27 protein-coding genes and 2 other annotated features are annotated in these 24006 nt (G+C 36.3%); of the genes, 2 read left to right on the top strand and 25 right to left on the bottom strand.

Annotated elements, in window-relative coordinates; translation table 11 throughout:
• Positions 1–283: 283 nt before the first annotated feature.
• The 18 genes from Q5Y73_RS22515 to Q5Y73_RS22430 all read right to left on the bottom strand — a co-directional run bounded on the left by Q5Y73_RS22515 (position 284) and on the right by Q5Y73_RS22430 (position 13481).
• On the bottom strand, positions 284–886 hold the full coding sequence (locus Q5Y73_RS22515; protein ID WP_305994225.1) for a class I SAM-dependent methyltransferase: 603 nt from the start codon (positions 884–886) through the stop codon (positions 284–286).
• 108 nt (positions 887–994) lie between these two features.
• On the bottom strand, positions 995–1360 hold the full coding sequence (rplL, locus tag Q5Y73_RS22510) for a 50S ribosomal protein L7/L12 (protein ID WP_305994176.1): 366 nt from the start codon (positions 1358–1360) through the stop codon (positions 995–997).
• Between the two features lie 42 nt (positions 1361–1402).
• Complete coding sequence (gene rplJ / locus Q5Y73_RS22505; RefSeq protein WP_305994175.1) at positions 1403–1918, bottom strand: 50S ribosomal protein L10; 516 nt, start codon at positions 1916–1918, stop codon at positions 1403–1405.
• Positions 1919–2030: 112 nt separating this feature from the next.
• Positions 2031–2178, bottom strand: a sequence feature (ribosomal protein L10 leader region).
• Between the two features lie 77 nt (positions 2179–2255).
• Entirely contained in the window at positions 2256–2948 is a 693-nt protein-coding gene (rplA, locus tag Q5Y73_RS22500; protein ID WP_305994174.1) for a 50S ribosomal protein L1, read from the bottom strand.
• A 62-nt stretch (positions 2949–3010) separates the two neighbouring features.
• Complete coding sequence (gene rplK, locus Q5Y73_RS22495) at positions 3011–3436, bottom strand: 50S ribosomal protein L11 (RefSeq protein ID WP_305994173.1); 426 nt, start codon at positions 3434–3436, stop codon at positions 3011–3013.
• Positions 3437–3481: 45 nt separating this feature from the next.
• A complete protein-coding gene (gene nusG, locus Q5Y73_RS22490; RefSeq protein ID WP_305994172.1) occupies positions 3482–4015 on the bottom strand; it encodes a transcription termination/antitermination protein NusG in 534 nt (177 codons plus the stop codon).
• 13 nt (positions 4016–4028) lie between these two features.
• On the bottom strand, positions 4029–4250 hold the full coding sequence (gene secE / locus Q5Y73_RS22485) for a preprotein translocase subunit SecE (protein ID WP_305994171.1): 222 nt from the start codon (positions 4248–4250) through the stop codon (positions 4029–4031).
• Positions 4251–4268: 18 nt separating this feature from the next.
• Positions 4269–4418, bottom strand: coding sequence for a 50S ribosomal protein L33 (gene rpmG, locus Q5Y73_RS22480; RefSeq protein WP_160647146.1), 150 nt, complete (start codon positions 4416–4418; stop codon positions 4269–4271).
• Between the two features lie 258 nt (positions 4419–4676).
• Positions 4677–5324: an RNA polymerase sporulation sigma factor SigH gene (gene sigH, locus Q5Y73_RS22475; protein ID WP_305994170.1), complete on the bottom strand. Its 648-nt coding sequence runs from the start codon at positions 5322–5324 to the stop codon at positions 4677–4679.
• Positions 5325–5470: 146 nt separating this feature from the next.
• Entirely contained in the window at positions 5471–5986 is a 516-nt protein-coding gene (locus Q5Y73_RS22470) for an NYN domain-containing protein (RefSeq protein WP_371320260.1), read from the bottom strand.
• A 14-nt stretch (positions 5987–6000) separates the two neighbouring features.
• Positions 6001–6735 carry a 23S rRNA (guanosine(2251)-2'-O)-methyltransferase RlmB gene (rlmB, locus tag Q5Y73_RS22465; protein ID WP_305994168.1) on the bottom strand — a complete coding sequence of 245 codons (735 nt, stop codon included), beginning with the start codon at positions 6733–6735 and terminating at the stop codon, positions 6001–6003.
• Positions 6736–6767: 32 nt separating this feature from the next.
• Entirely contained in the window at positions 6768–7199 is a 432-nt protein-coding gene (locus Q5Y73_RS22460) for a Mini-ribonuclease 3 (RefSeq protein ID WP_305994167.1), read from the bottom strand.
• Positions 7199–8599, bottom strand: coding sequence for a cysteine--tRNA ligase (gene cysS, locus Q5Y73_RS22455; protein ID WP_305994166.1), 1401 nt, complete (start codon positions 8597–8599; stop codon positions 7199–7201). The genes Q5Y73_RS22460 and cysS overlap by 1 nt, the downstream gene beginning before the upstream one ends.
• On the bottom strand, positions 8580–9248 hold the full coding sequence (epsC, locus tag Q5Y73_RS22450) for a serine O-acetyltransferase EpsC (protein WP_305994165.1): 669 nt from the start codon (positions 9246–9248) through the stop codon (positions 8580–8582). The genes cysS and epsC overlap by 20 nt, the downstream gene beginning before the upstream one ends.
• Before the next feature lie 57 nt (positions 9249–9305).
• Positions 9306–9537, bottom strand: a binding site (T-box leader).
• A 52-nt stretch (positions 9538–9589) separates the two neighbouring features.
• On the bottom strand, positions 9590–11059 hold the full coding sequence (gltX, locus tag Q5Y73_RS22445) for a glutamate--tRNA ligase (protein WP_305994164.1): 1470 nt from the start codon (positions 11057–11059) through the stop codon (positions 9590–9592).
• Positions 11060–11101: 42 nt separating this feature from the next.
• Positions 11102–11584: a 2-C-methyl-D-erythritol 2,4-cyclodiphosphate synthase gene (gene ispF, locus Q5Y73_RS22440; protein WP_305994224.1), complete on the bottom strand. Its 483-nt coding sequence runs from the start codon at positions 11582–11584 to the stop codon at positions 11102–11104.
• A gap of 49 nt (positions 11585–11633) precedes the next feature.
• On the bottom strand, positions 11634–12326 hold the full coding sequence (ispD, locus tag Q5Y73_RS22435; protein ID WP_305994223.1) for a 2-C-methyl-D-erythritol 4-phosphate cytidylyltransferase: 693 nt from the start codon (positions 12324–12326) through the stop codon (positions 11634–11636).
• An 84-nt stretch (positions 12327–12410) separates the two neighbouring features.
• A complete protein-coding gene (locus tag Q5Y73_RS22430; RefSeq protein ID WP_305994163.1) occupies positions 12411–13481 on the bottom strand; it encodes a PIN/TRAM domain-containing protein in 1071 nt (356 codons plus the stop codon).
• Between the two features lie 187 nt (positions 13482–13668).
• Between Q5Y73_RS22430 and Q5Y73_RS22425 the strand changes: the two genes are divergently transcribed.
• Entirely contained in the window at positions 13669–14055 is a 387-nt protein-coding gene (locus Q5Y73_RS22425; RefSeq protein ID WP_305994162.1) for a nucleoside triphosphate pyrophosphohydrolase family protein, read from the top strand.
• A gap of 145 nt (positions 14056–14200) precedes the next feature.
• On the opposite strand, the gene pssA is transcribed toward Q5Y73_RS22425, so the two are convergent.
• The 3 genes from pssA to radA all read right to left on the bottom strand — a co-directional run bounded on the left by pssA (position 14201) and on the right by radA (position 17564).
• The gene (pssA, locus tag Q5Y73_RS22420) at positions 14201–14929 is read right to left on the bottom strand and encodes a CDP-diacylglycerol--serine O-phosphatidyltransferase (protein ID WP_305994161.1); all 729 of its coding nucleotides are present in this window, start codon (positions 14927–14929) and stop codon (positions 14201–14203) included.
• Positions 14930–15066: 137 nt separating this feature from the next.
• Positions 15067–16143: a DNA integrity scanning diadenylate cyclase DisA gene (disA, locus tag Q5Y73_RS22415; protein WP_305994160.1), complete on the bottom strand. Its 1077-nt coding sequence runs from the start codon at positions 16141–16143 to the stop codon at positions 15067–15069.
• Between the two features lie 53 nt (positions 16144–16196).
• Positions 16197–17564, bottom strand: coding sequence for a DNA repair protein RadA (gene radA / locus Q5Y73_RS22410; protein WP_305994159.1), 1368 nt, complete (start codon positions 17562–17564; stop codon positions 16197–16199).
• A gap of 183 nt (positions 17565–17747) precedes the next feature.
• On the opposite strand from radA, the gene fabV reads away from it, so the two are divergent.
• A complete protein-coding gene (gene fabV, locus Q5Y73_RS22405; RefSeq protein WP_305994222.1) occupies positions 17748–18929 on the top strand; it encodes an enoyl-ACP reductase FabV in 1182 nt (393 codons plus the stop codon).
• 154 nt (positions 18930–19083) lie between these two features.
• On the opposite strand, the gene clpC is transcribed toward fabV, so the two are convergent.
• From clpC to Q5Y73_RS22385, 4 genes are all read right to left on the bottom strand, one after another.
• Positions 19084–21504 (bottom strand): ATP-dependent protease ATP-binding subunit ClpC, encoded by a 2421-nt coding sequence (gene clpC / locus Q5Y73_RS22400; RefSeq protein ID WP_305994158.1) that lies wholly within the window; start codon positions 21502–21504, stop codon positions 19084–19086.
• Positions 21505–21727: 223 nt separating this feature from the next.
• Entirely contained in the window at positions 21728–22744 is a 1017-nt protein-coding gene (gene mcsB / locus Q5Y73_RS22395) for a protein-arginine kinase McsB (protein ID WP_371320261.1), read from the bottom strand.
• A 72-nt stretch (positions 22745–22816) separates the two neighbouring features.
• A complete protein-coding gene (gene mcsA / locus Q5Y73_RS22390; protein ID WP_305994156.1) occupies positions 22817–23335 on the bottom strand; it encodes a protein-arginine kinase activator protein McsA in 519 nt (172 codons plus the stop codon).
• Positions 23336–23348: 13 nt separating this feature from the next.
• Complete coding sequence (locus Q5Y73_RS22385; RefSeq protein WP_305994155.1) at positions 23349–23810, bottom strand: CtsR family transcriptional regulator; 462 nt, start codon at positions 23808–23810, stop codon at positions 23349–23351.
• Positions 23811–24006: the final 196 nt, after the last annotated feature.

The raw sequence follows: 24006 nt of genomic DNA, 5'->3' as shown, positions 1-24006 counted from the left end.
GAAAAACAAGAAAAGCCCTATCAAGCAAAATTTTTAAAAATTGCAGATTCAGGCAGCTTCCAGAATATAAGTTGTAGTAGCCAAGATATTTCTCCGTATGATACACTTATACATATAATGTAGATTTTCCTAAAATCTTAACATTATACGTCATTAGAGAAAAAAATATTCATGAATATTTTCTTGACATTTTAATGAACTAAAGAAATTACGCCCACTTTAATTCTGACATTTATCTATCATAACATAGTGACAAATAAGAGTCAAACGAATATTATGAAAATTATACGTTTATCGCTTTAAATATTTTATATCCTTTTTTCTTCGAAACTTCCTCAACTGTTGAAAATAAACTTTCCAGCTTCTCAAACGCTGAAGGAGCCCCCTGTTTCTTTTGTATAACTACCCATAGTAAACCACCATCATTCAACCTTTCAACAGCACCTGAAAAAATAGAATGTACAACTTCTTTCCCAGCTCGAATAGGTGGATTCGTTAGGATCACATCATATTTTTGACCAGCCTCTAAACGATTATAAATGTCACTTCGATATATTTCTACATTAGAGATGTGGTTAAGTACTGCGTTCTCTTTAGCAAGTCCAATCGCTCTCTCATTAACATCTATCATTGTAACATTGCAACTTTTTTCAATTGAAGCTGCACATAATCCAATAGGCCCATATCCACAACCTACATCTAAAATCTTACCACTACTTGGAATTTCCATATGCTCAATGAGCAGTTTAGAGCCATAATCAATCATATTTTTAGAAAACACACCATTATCAGTGTAAAATTTTAATTCTTTGCCTCTGAGTGACAATTGAATCTTTTGTCGATTACTTTCTACAGAAGGATCCTGCGTGAAATACTGCTCACCCATCACACTCTTCCTTTCATAATAAGAAAATCCTCTACCGGTGACTTTTCGAAGATGCCTCATAAAAGAAAACCCCCTCGAAAATATTCCAGGGGGGGATTCTAAGAAGTTCTACTTCATTTCTACAGAAGCACCAGCTTCTTCAAGTTTACCTTTAAGAGCTTCTGCATCATCTTTAGATACGCCCTCTTTAATAGGAGTAGGAGCACCATCAACTAATGCTTTTGCTTCCTTTAATCCTAAACCAGTTGCTTCACGAACTGCTTTAATTACATTGATTTTAGATGAACCAGCGCTAGTTAGGATTACATCAAATTCAGTTTGTTCTGCAGCAGCATCGCCACCAGCAGCACCACCAACAACTGCAACTGGTGCAGCAGCAGTAACACCAAATTCTTCTTCGATCGCTTTAACAAGATCGTTTAATTCTAAGACACTCATACCTTTAATCGCTTCTAAAATTTGTTCTTGACTCATGAGTAAACCTCCATTATTTTATTTTAATTTTTTTAAATTATATTAAGCTTCTTGTGCTTCTCCGTTTTCGTCTTTATCTGCAACTGCTTTAACAGCAAGTGCAAAGTTGCGAACTGGAGCTTGAAGAACGCTAAGCAACATAGAAAGTAGACCTTCTCTTGATGGTAGGGAAGCTAACTCATTGATTTGATCTACACTAACAACTTCACCTTCTAGTACACCCGCTTTAATTTTTAGGTTATCATTCTTTTTAGCAAAGTCTGATAAAATTTTAGCCGGTGCAATAACGTCCTCTTTACTAAACGCTACTGCAGTAGGACCGACAAAATGTTCACTTAAGCTTTCAAGCTCTGAACCTTTCGTCGCACGTCTAGCTAGAGTGTTTTTGATAACACTGAATTCCACGCCTGCTTCACGAAGAGATTTTCTAAGTTCAGTTACATCTGTAACATTTAACCCACGATAATCTGCAACAACTGTACAAGCATTTGTTTCTAATTTTTCTTTCACTTCAGCAACAACTTGTTGCTTTTGCTCAAGTACCTGTGCGTTGGCCAAATTTCACACCTCCAATTAAGTTAAATTTAACTTGTCGATGACATTCTCAAAGATGTCGTCGAATCCTTCTTAACGATAGATTTTCTTTAAATATGGAATTCAATAAAACCCCTATATCATAAGAAAAACCTTCGTAGACACTTTACGAAGGCAGGATAATGTAAATTTCAATGACAAGAAATTTCAATTTATCACATCACCTCGGCGGGATATTAAGCCATAATGGCACCAGCTGTCTACGGATCAATATATTCATGTTTATTTCATTTCAATAGGTTCTAGGTTATCAAATGAATCAGTACATGTCAAGATCACATTCAATTCCTATTGCTAGCAATTATTTGTAAGCTTGTGTACTCACTTTCACACCAGGACCCATAGTTGAAGAGATTGAGACATGTCTTAAATAAGTCCCTTTTGCAGATGCAGGCTTAGCTCTCAACAATGAATTCATTAAAGAACCAAGGTTTTCATTAAGTTGCTCAGCACTGAATGATGCTTTCCCAATTGGAGCATGAATTTGACCTTGTTTATTTAAGCGGAATTCTATTTTACCAGCTTTGATTTCCTTCACTGCTTTCTCAACATCAAAAGTTACTGTACCTGCTTTCGGATTTGGCATTAGACCTTTACCACCTAGTAAACGACCTAATTTACCAACCTCACTCATCATATCAGGTGTAGCCACACAAACATCAAATCCAAACCATCCTTGTTGGATTTTGTTGATCATATCTTGATCTCCAACAAAGTCAGCACCAGCAGCTTCTGCTTCTTTTGCTTTTTCACCTTTTGCAAAAACTAATACTGTTTTAGTATTACCAGTACCGTGTGGTAGTACAGTTACTCCACGTACAGCTTGGTCTTGTTTTTTAGGGTCAGCACCTAAACGAATCGCTACTTCAACTGTTTCATCAAACTTAGCAGTTGCTGTTTTTTTCACTAATTCAACCGCTTCTGCTGATTCATATAGTTTTTCACTATCGATCAATTTAGCAGCTTCAACATACTTTTTACCTTTTTTAGCCATGATGACTTTTCCTCCTATTGTGGTACTAACGGATAATCCTCCCACGAATTTAAAAAACGAAATTAGTCTTCTACGACAATCCCCATACTTCTAGCTGTTCCTTCAATCATAAGCATTGCAGCTTCAACTGTTGCTGCATTCAAGTCAGCCATTTTAGATTCAGCGATTTCACGAACCTTATCACGCTTAACCGTAGCAACCTTAACTGTATGAGGTTCACCAGAACCTTTTTCAATGCCTGCAGCTTTTTTCAACAATACTGCTGCCGGTGGAGTTTTAGTGATGAATGTAAATGAGCGATCCTCAAACACAGAAATTTCTACTGGAATGATTAAACCAGCTTGTTCTTGTGTTCGAGCATTAAACTCTTTACAGAAAGCCATAATATTAACTCCTGCCTGACCTAATGCTGGACCTACTGGAGGTGCCGGATTTGCTTTACCTGCAGGAATTTGCAATTTAACTTGCTTGATCACCTTTTTTGCCATGCGTAACACCTCCTTGCTGTAATTTTGAATATGAATGGATAGATCCTACACCTTTTCCACTTGATCATACTCAAGTTCTAACGGAGTTTCTCTTCCAAACATATTTACGAGGACTTTGATCTTGTTTTTATCTGGCATAATGTCCTCAATCGTTCCGACAAAATCAGCAAATGGACCTACCTTCACTCGAATATTATCTTTAATATCGAAGTCGAATATAGGGCTTGGCTCCTGAATGCCCATATGTTTAAGAATGGATTCTGCTTCATCCGGTAATAAAGGAGATGGTTTGGAACCTGCTCCTGCTGAGCCGACAAAGCCAGTAACACCTGGTGTATTGCGAACAACATACCAAGAATCATCTGTTTGCACCATTTCTACTAAGACATATCCAGGATAAACTTTGCGTTGAACTGTCTTCTTTTTGCCATCCTTACTCACTACTTCTTCTTCAGTAGGAACAAGCACTCTGAATATCTTGTCTGTCATATTCATTGATTCTACACGTTTTTCCAAATTCGCTTTGACTTTATTTTCATACCCTGAATAAGTATGCACAACATACCAACCTTTGTCCATGTCCATATTCATCCTATGACTCTGATCCAAATAATAATTCTATAAGACCAGAAATACCTAGATCTAGTAAATAAAAATAAATCGTAACGAAAAGTACTGTTGATATGACAACAATCGTATAACTAACTAATTCTTTTCGTTTTGGCCAACGCACTTTCTTAAGTTCAGACCAACTACCTGAAAAAAATGAGAATGTTGAACCAAAACCTTGTTTAATCCTATCAATTACTGCCACAGTAAACACCTCCAAAAACTACCTAGTTTCACGATGAACCGTATGCTGATTGCAATGGCTGCAATATTTCTTCATCTCCATGCGGTCAGGGTGGTTTCGTTTGTTTTTGTTTGATGTATAATTTCTACGTTTACAAACCGTGCACGCAAGAGTCATAATCACCCGCATGATGTCACCTCCCGAGACAACTTCTTAGTATTCATGTCTATGTTAACATATACGCGTAACAAAATAAGGCTACCCAAAAAAATTTATCACAATGAATAAACCATGTCAAGGAAAAGGTAACAAAAAGATGATATTACCCATTATTCTCAATCCATCCAAAGAATAAACAACAACCTTTGTCCAAGATGACATTTCAAGTAATGTGGAAAATTATGGACACTAAAAAAGCATCCTTATGTACTCATTCGGATGCTTAGTTTATTGATTTAATTCACGCACTTCCAAATACCTTTCTAGTTTCCTCTTTACTCTTTGCAAAGCATTATCGATAGATTTAATGTGTCGATCTAAATCGTGTGCAATATCTTGATAGGATCGCCCATCTAGATATAACATCAAAACCTTGCGTTCCAGCTCACTTAAAATCTCACCCATTTTATCCTCAAGCCCGCTGAACTCTTCTTTGTTGATCATTAACTCTTCAGGATCAGTCACTCTCGATCCACAAATCACATCTAACAAGGTACGATCGGATTCCTCATCGTAAATAGGCTTGTCCAAAGAAATATAAGAGTTTAAAGGTATATGTTTCTGTCGAGTAGCCGTTTTTATTGCAGTAATAATTTGCCTTGTAATACACAACTCAGCAAATGCTTTAAAGGAAGCTAACTTGTCCCCTCTAAAATCGCGAATAGACTTATACAAGCCTATCATTCCTTCTTGGATAATGTCTTCTCGATCAGCTCCTATTAAAAAATAGGATCGCGCTTTAGCTCTTACAAAGTTTTTGTATTTATTGATTAGGTACTCTAGAGCAATATTATCGCCTTCTCGGACCGATTCGACAATTTCTTCATCTGTTTTGAGGTAATACTCGTGCATCTTTTCGTTGAGGTCAACACTCACTATAATCCCTCCGGTCCTGCCAAGGTTACTGTCTATTTTTGAGATTTTACTCTAAAATTAAGATAAAAATAGTATACATGATTATTAGCAAAACCGTCAACCACTTGTCTTTATTGAACTTTATGTTTTTTTCGAGGTTAGGTTCGCTATTTTTCTCCTCTGCGCCATTTTTCGAAAATATCTTTTACATCACTTGAAAGTTTACTATCAAAGGTGTAGCTGCTTTTTTTTGATTGTTTTTCTATTCTGGTCTTTACTCTTTTCCTACTCTCATGTATATCTAACAGCAATTCTCGTGCAGATTTACGCAGTGCTCCTTTGCCAAATATTACGCGCTGTTCCACATAATCTGAGGTAGCTACATGAATGTTTCTTTTTCGATGAGCTAACTCCGTTACCAATCTTTCAATACATTCATCTGCTGTTTCTTTTTCTTTTGTATATATCACTTTAATTTTGTATTCTTTTTCTTTCGCTCCCAATCCTGGAACTTGATGGGCATCGAACACAACGATAACCTTCATCCCAGAATACCCCTGATAATCTGCCAGCATTTTAATTAACTGATTGCGTGCTTCTTCTAAACTTGCCTCTGATGTTCTTATAAGTTCAGGCCAATCCCCAACCATATTGTAACCGTCCACAATCAAATATTCTTCCATCATATTTCCACTTTTTAATGTCGCTGCCGAACCACTTCGTACATGATGACACCTGCAGCAACAGAAGCATTAAGAGAATTAATGCGTCCAAACATAGGGAGTTTGATTAGAAAATCACATTTTTCCTTAATCAATCTACCAATTCCCTTATGTTCATTACCGATAACAATTCCAATCGGAAGTGTGAAATCGGTACGGTATATATTTTGTTCTGCTGAGACGTCTGCTCCGGCTATCCATATTCCTTGTTTTTTTAATTTATCTATGGTTTGTCCTAAATTTGTTACCCTAGCAACAGGAATGTGTTCTACCGCTCCAGCAGAAGTTTTTGATACTGAGGCCGTTAATCCTGCTGAACGCCTTTTAGGTATAATCACACCGTGCACTCCTGTACAATCACAAGAACGCAAAATAGAACCCAAGTTGTGTGGATCCTCAATTTCATCCAGTATAAGAAAAAAAGGATTTTCATCTTTGTCAGCAGCTGCAGCAAGAAGGTCATCTAACTCCGCATATTGATAGGATGCAACCTGTGCCACTACCCCTTGATGTTTTACACCTGGAACCATTTGCTCGAGTTTCTTTTTATCTACATATTGCAAAATGGTTCCAGAGGTTTTGGCTTCTGACAAAATCTGGTGAATGGATGATTTTTGAGTTTGATCAGCAATCCAAATTTTATGGATCGACCTTTGTGAACGCAATGCTTCCAACACAGAATGTTTACCTGCTATATATTCTGTCTCCATATTATCTTCCTTTCTATATTTGTGAAGAAATACTAATGTTCATTTTCTTTATAATCTATAATCATTTTTAGTAATTGACTTAATCGTTTGTGCTGCTGTTTATAATACAGGTATCCTATCAAGCATTCAAATGCAGTGCTGTGGCGATAATCCAATACGTTCGCATTTTTGGGAATGGTTGCTGATTTCGCATTTCGTCCCCGTCTTACCATGTCCTGCTCTTCTTCACTTAAATGAGGAAGCCATAATTTAAGAAAATGTGCCTGCGCTTTTGCTGAGACATATTTGGTTGCTTCATGATGCAAATGATTCGGCTTGTGGTGTGGGAGCGATACTAAATACGTACGTATATAGGTGTCGTATATAGCATCTCCAATGTACGCTAGTACTAATGGATTAAGTAATCTGGGCACTTTGCTTGGCGGAAAAGAAAACAGAGGGAAATGCTGATCAAATTCACTCATCATTTTCTTTTCCATCGCATTCCCTGTGGTGTATCCTCTAACAAAATCCCTTGTTGTTGCAACTCATCTCTAATTTCATCCGCTCTTGCCCAGTTTTTATTTTTTCTAGCGTTGACCCGCTCCTGAATAAGATTTTCAACCTCTTCGTCTAACAGTTCATTATTTTCATCCTTAATCAACCCTAGGATTGTATTCATTTCTTGAAATACACTTTTCATTTTTCCCAATATGTTTGAATCCACTTTATCATTTTGCAAATATTGATTTGTTTCAGTCACTAAATCAAAGATAGAGGTAATCGCATCTGCTGTATTAAAGTCATCCTGCATCCGCTTATGGAATGTTTCCAAAATGAGTGCAACTTTTTGCTCTACATCTTGTTGAGACTCACTATGATTGGATACATTCTCTAATCTATAGTCTAAATTAGAAATACAATTTTGAATCCTAGCTAAGCTCTGTTTTGCTTGCTCCATCACTTCTCCAGAAAAATTAAGCGGATTACTATAATGAGTACTTAATATAAAATAACGAATCACTTCAGCTTTATAATTTTTAAGCAGCTGTTTTACGTTTACACCATTGCCAAGTGATTTTGACATTTTTTCATTATTAATATTCACGTATCCATTATGAAGCCAGTAGTTAGCTAATGGCGTATGATTAACAACTTCAGATTGAGCAATTTCACATTCGTGATGAGGGAATTGAAGATCCTGCCCTCCACCGTGAATATCCATCGTCTCTCCAAGATATTTTTTTGCCATTGTGGAACATTCGATATGCCAGCCTGGTCTGCCGTCACCCCATGGACTCTCCCAAAATACTTCGCCTGGTTTCGCCTTTTTCCATAATACAAAATCCTGCGGATTTTCCTTGCGATCGTCTACTTCAATCCGTTTGCCAAACTGAAGCTCTTCTAGGTTTTGATGAGATAGCTTTCCGTAATCTTTAAATTCACCTGTTCTATAAAATACATCTCCGTCATTTGCATAAGCATAACCGCCATCTACTAACTTTGTTATGAATTCAATAATCTCTTTCATGTTTTCCGTAACTCGTGGATAAATAGTCGCTGGTTTGACCAAAAGATGTTTTGAGTCATCAAGATATGCTTCAATAAATTGATCTGCCACTTCGGTAACTGTTCTGTTCATTTCGTTGGCTTTTTTTATGATTTTATCATCAACATCTGTAAAGTTAATGATGTATTCAACCTCATAGTTTAAAGCCTCCAAATACTTTCTTACTACATCAAAAAAGATAAGTGGTCTGGCATTCCCGATATGAATATAACCATATACGGTAGGACCACACACGTACATCTTCACTTTTCCAGATTCTATGGGTTTAAAATCCTCTTTTTTTCGTGTTAATGTATTAAAAACTTTTAATGCCATCCTTTTGCTTCCCTCCACTTTTTTTAACAGCTTCTAAATCACTTCTTAATGCATCGATTTCGTCTTGCAATTTTCTGCATACATCCTGTACTGGATCGGGTACATTTCCATGATCTAGTTTACTTACCCGTACTCCATTTTGTTTTACTATTTTACCAGGAATACCCACAACTGTACTATGTTCAGGAACCTCTCTCAACACTACCGCATTAGCACCAACTCTCGAATGATCCCCGACTTTAAACGATCCTAGTATTTTAGCACCGGAGCTTACAACAACATTATTCCCAATTGTGGGGTGCCTTTTTCCTTTTTCCTTCCCAGTTCCACCTAATGTTACACCTTGATATAAAACTACATCATCACCAATTTCACAGGTTTCCCCAATCACTACACCCATTCCATGATCTATAAACAGTCTTTGGCCAATTTTAGCACCGGGATGAATTTCAATCCCTGTTAAAAAACGATTGATTTGAGATATGATTCTTGCAATGGTTAGTAGTTTTCTTTTAAAAAACCAATGTGCGATTCGATGCGACCACAAAGCATGTAAACCTGAATAAGTAAAAATAACTTCAAAAGTATTGCGGGCAGATGGGTCATTATCAAAAACAGCTCGCACATCTGATCTAATTGTCTTAAACATTTGGTGTCTCTCCTTTCCTATTTTTTATAAACAAAAAAGCCTCTGCAGCATAAATGCTACAGAGACGTAAAGTACGCGGTCCCACTCTGTTTGGAAAATCGTTAGATTCCCCCACTCACAGCTCGTAACAAGAGCCAATCGTTACAACCTAAAAAATTTCAGTTGCAAAGCTCACAGGTGCACTTCATTTTAAGGGTAGAATTGGATAACTCTCAGCCAGAGCTCTGCTCATGGTTATCCTTCTCTGGACATTCACTCTTAGAACTACTTTCCTGTTCAACGCTTCTATATTTATCATTGGAATAATATCATTTCATAATTAATCACAGTATAACGAATTTTCAAGCAGAAAACAATGAGTCTAATGCCTGAAGTCGTTGAATTACTTTTTCTTTCCCTAATAAAAAGATCGTTTGATTTAAATCTGGTCCATGGATTTGTCCTGTTAATGCTGCACGAACAGGCATAAACAATTGTTTCCCTTTAAATCCCGTTTCTTTTTGTACATTTTTTAATAGCTTCTTTATTACGTCTGCTGCAAACTCCTCTGACTGTTGAAGTTGATTAACAAAGCTCTGCAGAACAACTGGTACTTGCTCATCTTTTATAACCTGCTCTGCCTCTTCCTCTATTTTATATTCTTCTTTAAAAAATAGTTCAGACAATTCTACAATTTGAGCACCATAATCCAGCTTTTCTTTTAAAAGAGCAATAACTCCAGTCACCCAAGCTTTCTTATCCTCATCTATAGTTTCGGATATAAAACCTGCTTTTTGCAGGTGAGGTAATGTTAGATCCACTACAGTGTCCAACTCTGCATTTTTAATATAGTGATTGTTCATCCAATGCAACTTTTTCGTATCAAAAACAGCAGGGCTTTTAGATAAACGAGCTGCATCAAAGATTCCAACTAGCTCTTCTTTTGAAAATATTTCTTCCTCGCCCTCAGGAGACCATCCTAATAACGCAATAAAATTAAATAATGTCTCAGGTAAAAACCCTAAATCATGATACTGCTCAATAAACTGAATCGTTGACTCATCTCGTTTACTTAACTTTTTACGTTGTTCATTCACGATTAGAGTCATGTGACCAAAAATAGGCGTTTCCCATCCAAGCGTTTCATATATCATAAGCTGACGAGGAGTGTTAGAAATATGGTCGTCACCTCTTAATACATGAGAAATTTCCATCAAATAGTCGTCAATAACAACGGCAAAGTTATAGGTTGGAATACCATCCTTTTTAACAATGACAAAGTCACCCGTATCACTTGTATCAAAAGAAACCGTTCCTTTTACCATATCATCAAAGGTATAAGTTTTATCAGCAGGGACCTTGAAACGAACACTAGGAACTCTCCCTTGCTGCTCAAGTTCTTTTTTCTCATCAACAGACAAATGTTTGCACTTGCCAGAATATTTTGGCATCTTTCCTTCTGCCATTTGCTTTTCACGTTCTGCCTCCAGCTCTTCCTCAGTACAGTAACAATGATAAGCCATATCTTTTTCAAATAGTTCCTGCCAATATTTTTTATAAATATCAAGGCGATCTGTTTGGCGATAAGGACCATAGCCACCATCTTTATCAACACTTTCGTCCCAATCCAATCCCAACCAACTTAAATTTCTTAATTGGCTGGCTTCTCCACCTTCCACATTCCTTTTTAAATCCGTATCTTCAATACGAACGATAAACTTCCCATTCAAGCTGCGAGCAAATAAATAGTTAAATAGAGCAGCTCTAGCATTACCTATATGTAAGTGGCCTGTTGGACTAGGCGCATAACGAACACGAACTTCTTTAGACATGCCTTTTTCTCCTCCTATATACTCCTAATTCATATTTTCAAATCATAGCATATCTTTTGTTAAACAAACAACTGATAAGGCTGCAATGCCTTCACTTCTCCCAGCAAAACCAAGCTTTTCAGTAGTAGTGGCTTTTACATTCACCTGTGATGGATCCGCTTCTAACAGATCTGAAATAACGGTAACCATCTTTGGTATATAGGGAGCCATCTTTGGTTTTTGCGCTATAATTGTAGCGTCTACATTCCCTAATGTATAGCCTTCATCTTTGACCATCTTCCAAACTTCTTGCAACAATACTTTACTATCCGCATCTTTAAATTCTTCTGAAGTATCAGGGAAGTGCGTTCCTATATCTCCTTTACCAATTGCACCTAAAATGGCATCTGTGATGGCATGCAAAAGTACATCTGCATCAGAATGACCTAGCAATCCTTTATCAAAAGGGATTTCAATCCCACCTATTATACAAGCTCGCCCTTCTACCAATTGATGTACGTCATAACCTTGTCCGATACGTACCATGTTCATATTCCCCTCTCCCAAATGTATATAACCCTGGATTATTTCCAGTTCAACTCTCTTGTTTAGACAATATAAACTGAGCAAACTCAAGGTCATCAGGTGTTGTTATTTTAATATTTTGATAATCTCCTGGTACCACATGAATTGAAGCTCCCACAGTTTCCATCAACATTGCATCGTCAGTTCCGAGTATCTTTTGTTCTCTAGCATAATCATGTGCTTTTTTTAATTCCTTCAATCCAAAAACCTGGGGAGTTTGAATCGCCCATAGCTGTTTACGGTCTGGCGTTGACAATACTTCTTTTTTTTCGTTTACCATTTTAATTGTATCCTTCACAGGAACAGCCAATACTGCAGCACCTTTTTCTTCAGCTTTTCTTAAGCAAGATAGAATATGCTCCTCTTTCACAAAAGGACGAACGCCATCATGAATCATAACCCATTCTATCGTTTCTGGAAATGACAGCAATCCTTCGTAAACTGAATCTTGCCTCTCCTTCCCACCTGCAATCACACAAGCCACTTTATGAAGATGATATTGTTCAACATAAGATTTAACCAGCTTCACATCATCTGCTCCAACAACAACATGAATATGTTCGATTTCACTTATTTTTTGAAATTGCTCCAATGTATGTACAAGTATAGGTTTATTTTGCAGTTCAATATACTGTTTGCTTTGCTTTGTTCTCATTCTTGTTCCTTTACCTGCAGAAACAATCACTACACCTAGATTTGACATTTCATCCCCTGCCCATAAAAACAAAATAGAAATGTCCAAATTGATAACAATCAACTTTGAACACTCCTATATATCATAATGTTTTTATAGCGCTTTTTCCAACAATTTTGGTTTAGCAAATATCATGCGACCAGCTGAAGTCTGTAAAACACTTGTCACCAATACCTCTATATTTGTTCCTATAAAATCACTTCCACCCTCTACAACGATCATCGTGCCATCGTCAAGATAAGCCACTCCTTGTCCATTTTCTTTACCATCTTTGATCACTTGCACCAACATTTCTTCACCTGGTAAAACAACTGGTTTTACTGCATTGGCGAGATCATTGATGTTAAGTACAGATACACCCTGGAGTTCACAAACTTTATTTAGATTATAATCATTGGTTACTACTTTTCCCATTAAAACTTTTGCTAGTTTCACTAACTTAGAGTCAACTTCAGAAATTTCATCAAAATCCCCTTCATAAATCAGTACTTTTACATCTAGTTCTTTTTGTATTTTGTTTAAAATATCCAATCCTCTACGTCCCCGATTTCTTTTTAGCAAATCGGAAGAATCAGCAATATGTTGCAGTTCCTCTAGCACAAATTCAGGTATGACTAAAATCCCTTCTACAAATCCAGTTTTACATATATCCGCAATTCTGCCGTCAATTATTACACTTGTATCTAAAATTTTATGATCACCCTTATTAAAGTCGTCCTGTTCTCCATTTCCTACAGCTGGTTCTTTTTTTGATATGATAGAACGAATTTCTTCTTTTTTACTAAATCCTATCTTAAAGCCTATGTATCCTAATCCTATAGAAAAAACAATCGGCACCAAGTTTCCCATCCCATTTATTGTTGAGACGGCTGGATATAACATGACTGAGACGAGCAATCCGAAGATGAGTCCTACAATACCAGACAATAAGTCAGACAGCGGAACTCTAGCTAATTTTTCCTCAACCTTTTGTATCACAATTTTATAAAAAAAGATTGCAATTAAAGAGATAAGGAAAAATAACACAATCCCTGCCCCCATTACAACATATTCACTGTTTTGCTGTGTTTCAATACCGATTAAGGATTCGAAAAAGCTACTAAATCTATATCCTATGACACCTCCTATCATCACAAACCCAATTTGAATTAACCTTTTTAACATATAAATTTTCACCTCCTAGTTTTATAAAAAAAAATTCCTCTTTACAATTATGAACCAATTACGAGCAACCTAATCTTATTTTCAACATATTTTCATCGTACAATTTCGTTTTAAACCTTTGAATTATTAGCATATTTCTTATATAATGGAAAAAAATACAGCATAATGAGGTGAATTTTTTAACGTTATGCAACTCAAACAATTTCAAAATCAAGTGTCAGATTTACTACTCCGTCACCGAAGTCTTATGGACGTATTGTCCAAATTTGATCAATCCAATTCATCCATCCACCGTGCCGTGGTGAAAGCAGTCACTGAATGTGGTTGTATTGAAATTCAGGCACAAAAACAAACCTACTCTTCTGATATGACATTAGAACAAGCTAAAGACTTGCTAGAAAATCATTTGCAAGGCAAGCTTTGTGATCAGTGTAAGGAAGCTGTAGTTTCAGAACTCGGTAAAAATTTATTTTATATGTCTTCACTTTGCAATTTATTAGATATTGAGCTTGAGGATGCAGTGAATAAAGAATCAAAAAAGTGTGCAACACTTGGATTTTTTAATTTATCTTAGAAGAAAAGCCGCCCAAAACTTAGGGCGGTATTTTTTTTCATTTTTGTACAAAAAAAGCCTTCAAAATCACTATTCATTTGATTTTGAAGGCTTTTCGTTATTCCAATTAAAAGTGGGGCATTCATTATTCAATTGTGATGATCTGTTATAATGAATTATTTCTTGCTTCTTTATATTTGTTTAATGCTGCTTTTATTAGGTGATCACCGTTTTTTTTTAAGCCATAAACTGCGTATACAATCAATGGAACAAATAAATATTTAGTATACCCTCCGAATTGGTCCGGTAATAAAAAGACCAATACAACAATACCCACAACCAATACCATAGCAACCAGCAATGTATATTTAGAAATACCTACTGATTTTAAACTTGGATACTTAATATTGCTAACCATTAATAAAGATAAAATAATGGTTACGAGGACCAAAACACTTAAATGTATCCCATCATGAAATAAAGCCATTGAACTTAATATCCCACCAGCCGCAGGAATAGGCAAACCTATAAAATAGCCTTTAACATCATTCGTTACAACATTAAACCTTGCCAAACGCAACGCTCCGCAAATTGGGAATATGGCAGTAACAATCCAACCTATTGCACTCATTTCCTGAAAAGCAACAACGTACATTAAAAATGCAGGAGCTACCCCGAAAGAAATGACATCAGACAAAGAATCCAATTCTTTCCCAAACTCACTTTGCACATTTAATGCTCTTGCAACACGACCATCAATACCATCTGTCAACATTGCAACAATGACCAGTAGTGCAGCAATATCGGGTTGGTTATTAAACACAAAAATAATGGAAGTGATTCCAATAAATAAATTTGCAACTGTAAAAACACTTGGAAGTGATTTTGTTAACATGTTTTTCCACCTCGAATTAAAATGCCCTAAAAGTAGGGGGACGAACATGAACCTAATAATAACTGTTCAAATACAAAAACAAAAATCTTACTCACTTTTTATATCAATTACTTATCATTTGTATGATTGTATTGAACTTAAATATGTCTGTCAATAAATACTTGTTCTTGAATTCTTTTTAACCCCTCTTTAATAGCTCTTGCTCGTACTTCTCCAATACCATCCACTTCATCCAGCTCTTCAATTGTAGCCATTAATATATATGGCAAGCTTTTAAAATTATCAATTAAATTTTTGACAATGACAGATGGCAGTCTTGGAATTTTACTCATGATGCGAAAACCTCGTGGAGAAACTGCTTCTTCTAAAGAAGTATTTGATTTTATTATCCCTATGATACGCAAAATGTTATGATGCTCCAATAAATCGTCGTCCGATAATTTCTTTAAGTTTTGTTTGACCTCTCGTATGTAACTCTCGTCAATCTCTTTGCAATAATCCTTTAAAAGTAAATAAGCTTCATGATCTACTGTTGCAACTAATTCATCCAGCTGCATACTTATCAATCTGCCCTCAGAACCTAATTCAATAATATATTTTTTTATCTCAGCTTTAATTCTGAGCACCATTTCCAATCTTTGAAGTACATTGGATACATCATGTAAAGTGACTAATTCTTCAAACTCCATTGCACTTAAATTGGTCAGTGACTGGTCTAATACAGCTTTATATTTTTCAAGCGTTTGAATAGCTTGGTTCGCCTTCGTTAAAATGACACCTATATCTTTTAATGAATATCGCAGTTTTCCTTGATAGAGAGTAATTACATTTCTTCTTTGTGAAATAGATATAACTAGTTTGGAGGTTTGCTTAGCCACTCTTTCTGCTGTACGATGACGGATTCCAGTTTCAGCGGATGGAATTGAGGGGTCGGGATTTAATTGTGTATTTGCATATACGATCCTTTTGATATCCTCACTTAATAAAATAGCTCCGTCCATTTTTGCTAATTCATATAAATTATTTGGAGAAAATTCGCTATTAATGGAAAAACCTCCATCTACCAGCTCCATAATTTCAGGAGTACAACCAACAACAATCAAAGCTCCTGTTTTTGCACGTAATACGTTCTCTAATCCATCTCTGAAAGGAGTACCTGGTGCTACTAGCTTTAAGATTTGACTTACGATATCCAACTGTTTTTCATCTTTCATAAGAAGACACACCCCCTTACTTCTCCTGCGGTTTTCTTATTCTAATCTCTATTTTACTGTAAAGCAACTTCAAGTGCCTGGGACACATTACGAACGCCAATAATCTCTATATTTTTGGGAGGCGTCCATCCTTTTAAGCTATTTTCCGGTACAATCATACGTTTAAAACCTAACTTTTGCGCTTCCTTTACTCGCTCTTCTATTCTAGATACTGCCCTTACTTCTCCTGTTAAACCGATCTCCCCACAAACCACATCATATGGTTGCGTTGGCTGGTCTTTAAAGCTTGAAACAATACTTACAGCAAGTGCCAAATCAATCGCAGGCTCATCTAATTTCACCCCACCTGCAACATTTAAGTATGCATCTTGGTTTTGCAAAAACAAACCCATTCTCTTTTCAAGAACCGCCATAATAAGCGATAATCTATTGTGATCCACACCCGTAGTCATTCTTCGTGGTGCAGGAAAATTAGTTGCAGAAATTAATGCTTGCAGCTCAACCAAAATAGGTCTAGTCCCCTCCATACTTGATACTACAATGGATCCTGCTACACCTAATGGTCTTTCCGATAAAAACAATTCAGATGGATTCGAAACCTCAACAAGCCCCAATTCCTTCATTTCGAAAATTCCCATTTCGTTTGTTGAACCAAATCGGTTTTTTACAGCCCTTAATATTCTAAAGGAATGCTGTTTCTCACCTTCAAAATACAGCACACAATCCACCATATGCTCTAACATTCTAGGACCAGCGATTGCACCTTCCTTTGTTACATGACCAACTAATACTGTAGCAATTCCCTTATTTTTAGCTATTCTCATAAATGCACTTGTGCATTCACGAACTTGAGAAACACTGCCCGGTGCTGATTCCAGCATCGGCTGATATACAGTCTGAATAGAATCAATCACTAAGAAATCTGGATCAACCTGCTGTACAGCTTCTTCAATGGACTCCATATTTGTTTCACAAAGGACATATAAATTTTCTGATAAAACACCTAATCGATCGGCTCTAAGTTTTAATTGTTTGACAGATTCTTCCCCAGAAATATACAGTACTTTGCATTTTTTTTGAACTAATGCGTATGATATTTGCAATAATAGAGTAGACTTGCCTATACCAGGGTCTCCACCAACTAAGACTAGCGAGCCCGGTACAATCCCTCCACCAAATACACGATCTAATTCTTTTAATTCTGTTAATATTCTAGGCTCTACAGCACCTTCGATCTCTAAAATGGATGTCGCTTTTTCATGTGAATCAAAATTAGATGTCCTCACTCCTTTTGTTTTAATTTGTTTTACCGTTTCTTCTACAAGACTATTCCATGATGAACATCCCGGACATTTCCCCATCCACTTTGGCGTTTCATAACCGCAATGTTGACATGTATATTTCACTTTATTTTTTGCCATGTTGTAACCAATCCTTAATTTTCATTCATTGAAGCTTATTTTTATTTAGAATGTGAATATTACTTCAAAGTTTACCATTTTGTTCAAAAACTGAAAAGTCCATTTAAAATAAATATGAGGTGACTTATTTCTCAAATGAATTATAATAATAATTATATGCAAGAATATGGAGGTAAAATTAATATGATTGTAAAACCAAAAATTAGAGGTTTCATCTGTACAACAGCTCACCCAACTGGTTGTGAGAAAAATGTACAAAATCAAATCAACTACGTTAAAAAAAATTCAAAAATAGAAGGTCCAAAAAAAGTACTTGTTATAGGTTCATCCCAAGGTTTTGGTTTATCTTCTCGCATTGTTTCAACATTTGGAGCAGGTGCTGACACAATCGGTGTATATTTTGAAAAACCAGCTACAGAAACAAAAACTGGATCTGCTGGATGGTACAATAACATCGCTTTCGAAAACGAGGCAAAACAAGCGGGTTATTATGCAAAAAGCTTTAACGGGGATGCTTTTTCTGACGAGATCAAAAACGAAACGATAGATTTAATCAAAAAAGATTTTGGAAAAATAGATTTAGTAGTATACAGTCTTGCTGCACCTAAAAGAGTGGACCCTAAAACAGGAGAAGTATACAGCTCAGTAATCAAACCCACTACAGATGCTTACACAAATAAAACGGTAAATACCCAAAAAGGAATCGTCTCAGAAATTACCGTAGATCCTGCAATTGAAGAAGAAGTTGAACAAACCATCAAAGTAATGGGTGGTGAGGACTGGAAATTATGGATTGATGCATTAGAGAACGCTGGGGTATTAGCAGAAGGTTTTACAACGGTAGCTTATAATTACATAGGTCCTGAAGTGACCCATGCTATTTATAAAAATGGTACGATAGGAAGAGCAAAGGAGCATTTAGATCAAACAGCTTATCAATTAAGTGAACAGCTAAAAAAAATAGATGGACGAGCCATTGTTTCAGTAAATAAAGCGTTAGTTACACAATCCAGTTCTGCAATTCCAGTTGTTCCTTTATATATCTCTATCTTATATAAAGTGATGAAGGAGAAAGGACTTCATGAAGGGTGTATTGAGCAAATGTATCGTTTATATGATGAACACCTATATACTTCCTCTCCAAAACCGTTAGACGAGAACGGGCGTATCCGAATTGATGATTGGGAAATGAAAAAAGAAGTGCAAGATGCAGTAGCTTCTCTCTGGAAGGATATTAACACAGAGAATTTAGAGCAATTGACTGACATAGAAGGCTATAGAAAAGAATTTTTACAAATCTTTGGCTTTGAATTCGATGGAGTAGATTACGAAGCAGACGTAGATCCGATTTTACCTGAAAAGTAAAATAATTGAATTAAGATCCTCCATATGATCCTTCTGGGGTCCCCGAAAAGTATTATTGCTTTCTCTTCACTTTTTGGGGTGTTAAAAAACCCGACTTTAGAATGATACTAATTCAAAAGTCGGGTTCATTATTACGGGAACTATTTATCCATTTTTAATTCTGAACAAGAAGCTCTCCATCTTTTTCATCAATTACAACCGTTCCACCTTTAGATATATTGCCTCTTAACAGTTCTTCTGATAAACGATCCTCAATGTGCTTTTGAATCGCTCTACGTAGAGGTCTGGCTCCGTAGGTTGGATCATATCCTTCTTTAGCAAGAAATGCTTTGGCAGTGTCTGTTAGTTTGAAATCCACTTCCTGCTCTTTCAAACGTTTGCGGAGTTCCTCTGCCATTAATGTTACGATTTCTGCAATGTGTTTTTTTTCTAGAGAATGGAATACGATGGATTCATCAATACGATTTAAAAACTCCGGACGGAAGCTTTTTTTCAATTCTTCGATGACTTTATCCTTCATATTATTATAATCTCTTCCTGCATCACTTGCAGCTGTAAACCCTAGAGATGAATTTTTCTTGATTGTATCCGCGCCTACATTGGACGTCATAATGATTAATGTATTTCTAAAATCAACCACACGACCTTTAGAATCTGTCAAACGTCCGTCTTCTAATACTTGTAAAAGTACGTTGAATACTTCTGGATGAGCTTTTTCAATTTCATCGAGTAATACGACTGAATATGGCTTACGGCGAACCATTTCTGTCAATTGACCGCCTTCATCATATCCAACATACCCTGGAGGGGCTCCTACTAATCTCGAAGTAGAATGTTTCTCCATATATTCTGACATATCTATTCTTAAGATTGCATTCTCATCTCCAAATAACGCTTCTGCCAATGCTCGAGCTAACTCGGTTTTACCGACCCCAGTTGGACCCAAGAAAATAAATGAACCCATTGGTCTTTTTGGATCTTTCAATCCAGCTCTGGCTCTTCGAATAGAACGACTTACTGATTTAACTGCCTCATCTTGACCTATTACTCTTTCATGAAGAATAGATTCCATTTTCAACAAACGTTCTGTTTCTTCTTCAGCTAGCTTGCTTACAGGAATTCCTGTCCAGCTCGCTACGACCTGTGCAATATCTTCTGGAGTTACTTCTGAATCTGTACTGCTTTGCTCTTCTTTCCATTCTTTCTTGGTTGAGTCCAATTCCTCACGTATTTTCTGCTCAGTATCTCTCAACCCTGCCGCCTTCTCAAACTCTTGGCTTTGAACTGCTGCATCTTTCTCTTTTCTAACGTCCTCTAAATGGCTTTCTAGCTGCTTTAAATCAGGTGGTACAGTGTAAGAGCGCAATCTCACTTTAGAGCCAGCTTCATCAATTAAATCAATCGCCTTATCTGGCAAAAATCGATCTGTAATGTAACGATCTGAAAGCTTTACGGCTTCCTCTATTGCATCGTCCGTAATTTTCACACGATGATGTGCTTCATAACGATCACGTAAACCAAACAGTATTTGAACAGCTTCCTCAGGGGATGGCTGATCTACAGATATCGGTTGAAAACGTCTTTCCAAAGCTGCATCTTTTTCAATATATTTTCTATATTCATCTAAAGTTGTTGCACCTATACATTGCAGCTCGCCTCTAGCTAAGGAAGGTTTTAAGATGTTGGATGCATCGATCGCTCCTTCAGCCCCACCTGCCCCAATTAATGTGTGCAGCTCATCAATAAACAAAATGATGTTGCCAGCTTGACGAATTTCTTCCATGATTTTCTTTAAACGATCCTCAAATTCACCACGATATTTTGTGCCAGCTACGACAGATCCCATATCTAAAGTCATTACTCTCTTATCACGAAGAATTTCTGGAATTTCATTATTAACTATTTTTTGCGCAAGACCTTCAGCAATGGCTGTTTTACCTACACCTGGCTCTCCAATCAGAACAGGATTGTTTTTTGTTCTACGGCTTAACACCTGAATGACACGTTCTATTTCTTTATTTCTACCAATCACAGGATCTAAATTATCTTCTTTAGCAATGGCTGTTAAATCTCTTGCCAATCCATCCAGTGTTGGTGTATTTGCATTTGTAGCCGTATTATGACTTGATGATGTATTCTCATTACTTCCTAACAGCTGCAATACTTTTTGACGAGCTTTATTTAAATTCACACCAAGGTTTCCTAATACCCTTGCTGCTACACCTTCACCTTCTCTAATGAGCCCTAATAAAATATGCTCTGTACCAACATACGTATGACCTAACTTTCTTGCTTCATCCATAGAAAGTTCAATCACTTTCTTTGCTCTAGGTGTGTAAGCGATATTTGAGGGCTGCTCTTTGCCTCTTCCGATTAAGCTTTCCACTTCATCTTGAATTTTTTCCAAACCTAGTCCTAAAGAGACAATGGCTTTAGCTGCAATACCCTCGCCTTCTCTAATTAATCCTAATAAAATATGTTCAGTCCCAATGTTGTTGTGTCCTAAACGAACGGCTTCTTCTTGAGCTAGTGCTAACACTTTTTGTGCGCGTTCAGTAAATCTCCCAAACATCATAATGACATACACCTCCAAATAATTCGTTAATTTATTATTCCCTTTCGCATGCTGTATCTCCTTCAAGGGGGAAATAACAGCATAATTTCGCCTAGAATATGGTTTACATCTAAAATCAGTCACTTCCTGTGACTAACGATGCATCAGTACATCCTGTACTAGTTAACTTTCAGAGGATTATGAAAACTCCATAGAAAGCAAGATTCTCTTTAATATTGATGATTTATGTTGTAATTCTTTCTCTTATCATATCAGCTCTGGTTACATCTCTTTCATTCGTTGAGAGCTTTTTACCTGCGTATTGCTGCAAAAATCCCGGTTGTGTCATAATCATCAATTCATTCAAAACATTTGCTGATACATTGGAAATTAACTCTAAATCAATCCCTAGTCGAACATCTGATAACCTTTGAGCAGCTTCTTTTGAATCCATAATTGCTGCATAGGATAAAGTGCCATATGAGCGATTTACTCGATCAATTAAAAAAGTTCTTGATTCTGTCAACATCTTTGCACGTGCTGATCTTTCATGCTCAATAATTTGTTTAACAACACTATATAGGTTGTGAATGATCTCAGATTCCGATTGCCCTAATGTGATCTGATTCGAAATTTGAAAAAGATTTCCTAATGATTCGCTACCTTCACCATATAATCCTCTAACAGCTAAACCCACTTGGCTAACAGCCGTAAGTATTCGATTGATTTGCTGTGTAAGTACTAGGGCGGGAAGATGAAGCATAACTGAGGCTCGGATTCCTGTTCCTACATTGGTAGGACAGCTAGTTAGATAACCTCTCTTTTCATCGAATGCATAATTCAACTTTTCCTCAAAAATATCATCAATTTGATTGGCTAATTCATAAGCCTCATTAATCTGAAAACCTGGAAATAAGCATTGAATGCGAATATGATCTTCTTCATTAATCATAATGCTGATAGATTCATTTTCACTTAAAATAACAGCACCATTACGGGATTCCTCTGCTAAATTAGGACTAATCAAGTGTTTTTCAACTAGAACCTTGCTTTCTAATTCATTGATTTCAGAAAGAGGAATTCGTTCAAAATGACTTAACATTTTTAGATCTTCAGCGTGAATGACATCGGATACTTTTCCCAAAACTTGTTCAGATTGCTGATTGGTTGCAAGCATTGGAAATGGATAATTGGTTAAATTCCTAGCTAAACGGATCCTGCTGCTGATTACGATATCAGAATCTGGCCCTTCACCTTTCATCCATTCACTTAAAGCATCCTCAATAAATCTTTCCAAAGACAATCCCCCCTATAAAGGATGATTTATTTCAGCTTAAACTTCAGATATTTTTTGCTCTAGATCTCTTATTTCATCACGAAGCCTAGCTGCTTCTTCAAACTCTTCATGATCAATTTTGGACTGAAGCTCTTTTTTCAGATCTTTAATTTGACGTTTAAACTGGATTTTCCCACCTGACTTTATAGGAATTTTCCCAACATGCACTGAATTTCCATGCACTCTTTTGAGCAGTGGATCTAATTGACCTGAAAAATGATTATAACAGGAGCTGCATCCAAAACGTCCAATTTTCCTGAATTGAGAGTAAGTAAGTCCGCAGTTTTCACATCGTATTACTTTCTTTTGCTGCTTTATGTTTTGACCCATGGCGGGCTCAAACTCTAATATTCCTGATAATAAATTGTGTATGGAAAATCCATTCGGTGCTCCAGGAATGGAATCACCTTTTTCTCTGGCACAGGATTCACACAAATGAAATTCTGTTTTTTCACCATTTACAATTTTAGTAAAATGCAATGTTGCTGGTTTTTCCCCGCATTCTTGACATATCATACGATAAAACCCCCTATTTGCTAATTAAAGAAATGAGCATTGCTTTTAAGATTTTAGCTCTAATTTCGTCTCTTAAGGGTAACTTTAATGCTAATACATCTCTTGTTATGGCGGCTTTAAACAGATTCGCTTCTCGAGCAGTTAGGATACCTGTATCCTCTAGTTGATATATGAGTCCTTCCGCAGCAGATTGATCTATTTGATGGCCAATCGTTTGTAAAATGTGATTTTGAAGAGAATCATGGGATGGAAACATGACTTTCTGAATTCGAATATAACCTCCGCCGCCTCTTTTACTTTGAACTAAGAATCCTTTTTCCAAAGTAAAACGAGTACTAATCACATAATTAATTTGAGAAGGAACACAATTAAACTGATCTGCTAAATCATTTCGTTGAATTTCAACGATTTTATCTTCACTTTCATGCAAAATATGTTTCAGATATTGTTCAATAATATCAGAAATATTACGCATACATCAGTTCCCCCAAGCCTTAACTTTGTTTAATTCATCAGCTTTAACTGACTTTGACTTTCTTTGACCTTATAATTATTATACCCAATTTTTATAATATTGCAAATTTGTCTCCAATATTTGTTTCACAGTGTACTATTATTTACAAAAAAAGCAAAATTCATGAGTTTTTTTATATCTGGACTTTTTTATATAG

The organism is Chengkuizengella axinellae (assembly GCF_030730905.1).
Taxonomy (GTDB): Bacteria; Bacillota; Bacilli; order Paenibacillales; family KCTC-33759; genus Chengkuizengella; species Chengkuizengella axinellae.
Note: the sequence above shows the minus strand (reverse complement) of the source record. Positions and strands in the feature narration are given on the sequence as shown.

Excerpts from the sequence above, each read along its gene's own strand:
- Q5Y73_RS22460 (WP_305994167.1), bottom strand. The coding sequence starts at position 7,199 with ATGAGTGAATTTGATCAGCATTTCCCTCTGTTTTCTTTTCCGCCAAGC.
- rlmB (WP_305994168.1), bottom strand. The coding sequence starts at position 6,735 with ATGGAGACAGAATATATAGCAGGTAAACATTCTGTGTTGGAAGCATTG.
- Q5Y73_RS22385 (WP_305994155.1), bottom strand. The coding sequence starts at position 23,810 with ATGCGTAATATTTCTGATATTATTGAACAATATCTGAAACATATTTTG.
- rpmG (WP_160647146.1), bottom strand. The coding sequence starts at position 4,418 with ATGCGGGTGATTATGACTCTTGCGTGCACGGTTTGTAAACGTAGAAAT.
- gltX (WP_305994164.1), bottom strand. The coding sequence starts at position 11,059 with ATGTCTAAAGAAGTTCGTGTTCGTTATGCGCCTAGTCCAACAGGCCAC.
- rplK (WP_305994173.1), bottom strand. The coding sequence starts at position 3,436 with ATGGCAAAAAAGGTGATCAAGCAAGTTAAATTGCAAATTCCTGCAGGT.
- radA (WP_305994159.1), bottom strand. The coding sequence starts at position 17,564 with ATGGCAAAAAATAAAGTGAAATATACATGTCAACATTGCGGTTATGAA.
- ispF (WP_305994224.1), bottom strand. The coding sequence starts at position 11,584 with ATGGTACGTATCGGACAAGGTTATGACGTACATCAATTGGTAGAAGGG.
- Q5Y73_RS22515 (WP_305994225.1), bottom strand. The coding sequence starts at position 886 with ATGGGTGAGCAGTATTTCACGCAGGATCCTTCTGTAGAAAGTAATCGA.
- cysS (WP_305994166.1), bottom strand. The coding sequence starts at position 8,599 with ATGGCATTAAAAGTTTTTAATACATTAACACGAAAAAAAGAGGATTTT.
- pssA (WP_305994161.1), bottom strand. The coding sequence starts at position 14,929 with ATGTTAACAAAATCACTTCCAAGTGTTTTTACAGTTGCAAATTTATTT.
- epsC (WP_305994165.1), bottom strand. The coding sequence starts at position 9,248 with ATGTTTAAGACAATTAGATCAGATGTGCGAGCTGTTTTTGATAATGAC.
- fabV (WP_305994222.1), top strand. The coding sequence starts at position 17,748 with ATGATTGTAAAACCAAAAATTAGAGGTTTCATCTGTACAACAGCTCAC.
- mcsB (WP_371320261.1), bottom strand. The coding sequence starts at position 22,744 with ATGAAAGGTGAAGGGCCAGATTCTGATATCGTAATCAGCAGCAGGATC.
- rplA (WP_305994174.1), bottom strand. The coding sequence starts at position 2,948 with ATGGCTAAAAAAGGTAAAAAGTATGTTGAAGCTGCTAAATTGATCGAT.
- ispD (WP_305994223.1), bottom strand. The coding sequence starts at position 12,326 with ATGTCAAATCTAGGTGTAGTGATTGTTTCTGCAGGTAAAGGAACAAGA.
- Q5Y73_RS22470 (WP_371320260.1), bottom strand. The coding sequence starts at position 5,986 with ATGGAAGAATATTTGATTGTGGACGGTTACAATATGGTTGGGGATTGG.
- rplL (WP_305994176.1), bottom strand. The coding sequence starts at position 1,360 with ATGAGTCAAGAACAAATTTTAGAAGCGATTAAAGGTATGAGTGTCTTA.
- mcsA (WP_305994156.1), bottom strand. The coding sequence starts at position 23,335 with ATGATATGTCAAGAATGCGGGGAAAAACCAGCAACATTGCATTTTACT.
- Q5Y73_RS22425 (WP_305994162.1), top strand. The coding sequence starts at position 13,669 with ATGCAACTCAAACAATTTCAAAATCAAGTGTCAGATTTACTACTCCGT.
- clpC (WP_305994158.1), bottom strand. The coding sequence starts at position 21,504 with ATGATGTTTGGGAGATTTACTGAACGCGCACAAAAAGTGTTAGCACTA.
- disA (WP_305994160.1), bottom strand. The coding sequence starts at position 16,143 with ATGAAAGATGAAAAACAGTTGGATATCGTAAGTCAAATCTTAAAGCTA.
- Q5Y73_RS22430 (WP_305994163.1), bottom strand. The coding sequence starts at position 13,481 with ATGTTAAAAAGGTTAATTCAAATTGGGTTTGTGATGATAGGAGGTGTC.
- nusG (WP_305994172.1), bottom strand. The coding sequence starts at position 4,015 with ATGGACAAAGGTTGGTATGTTGTGCATACTTATTCAGGGTATGAAAAT.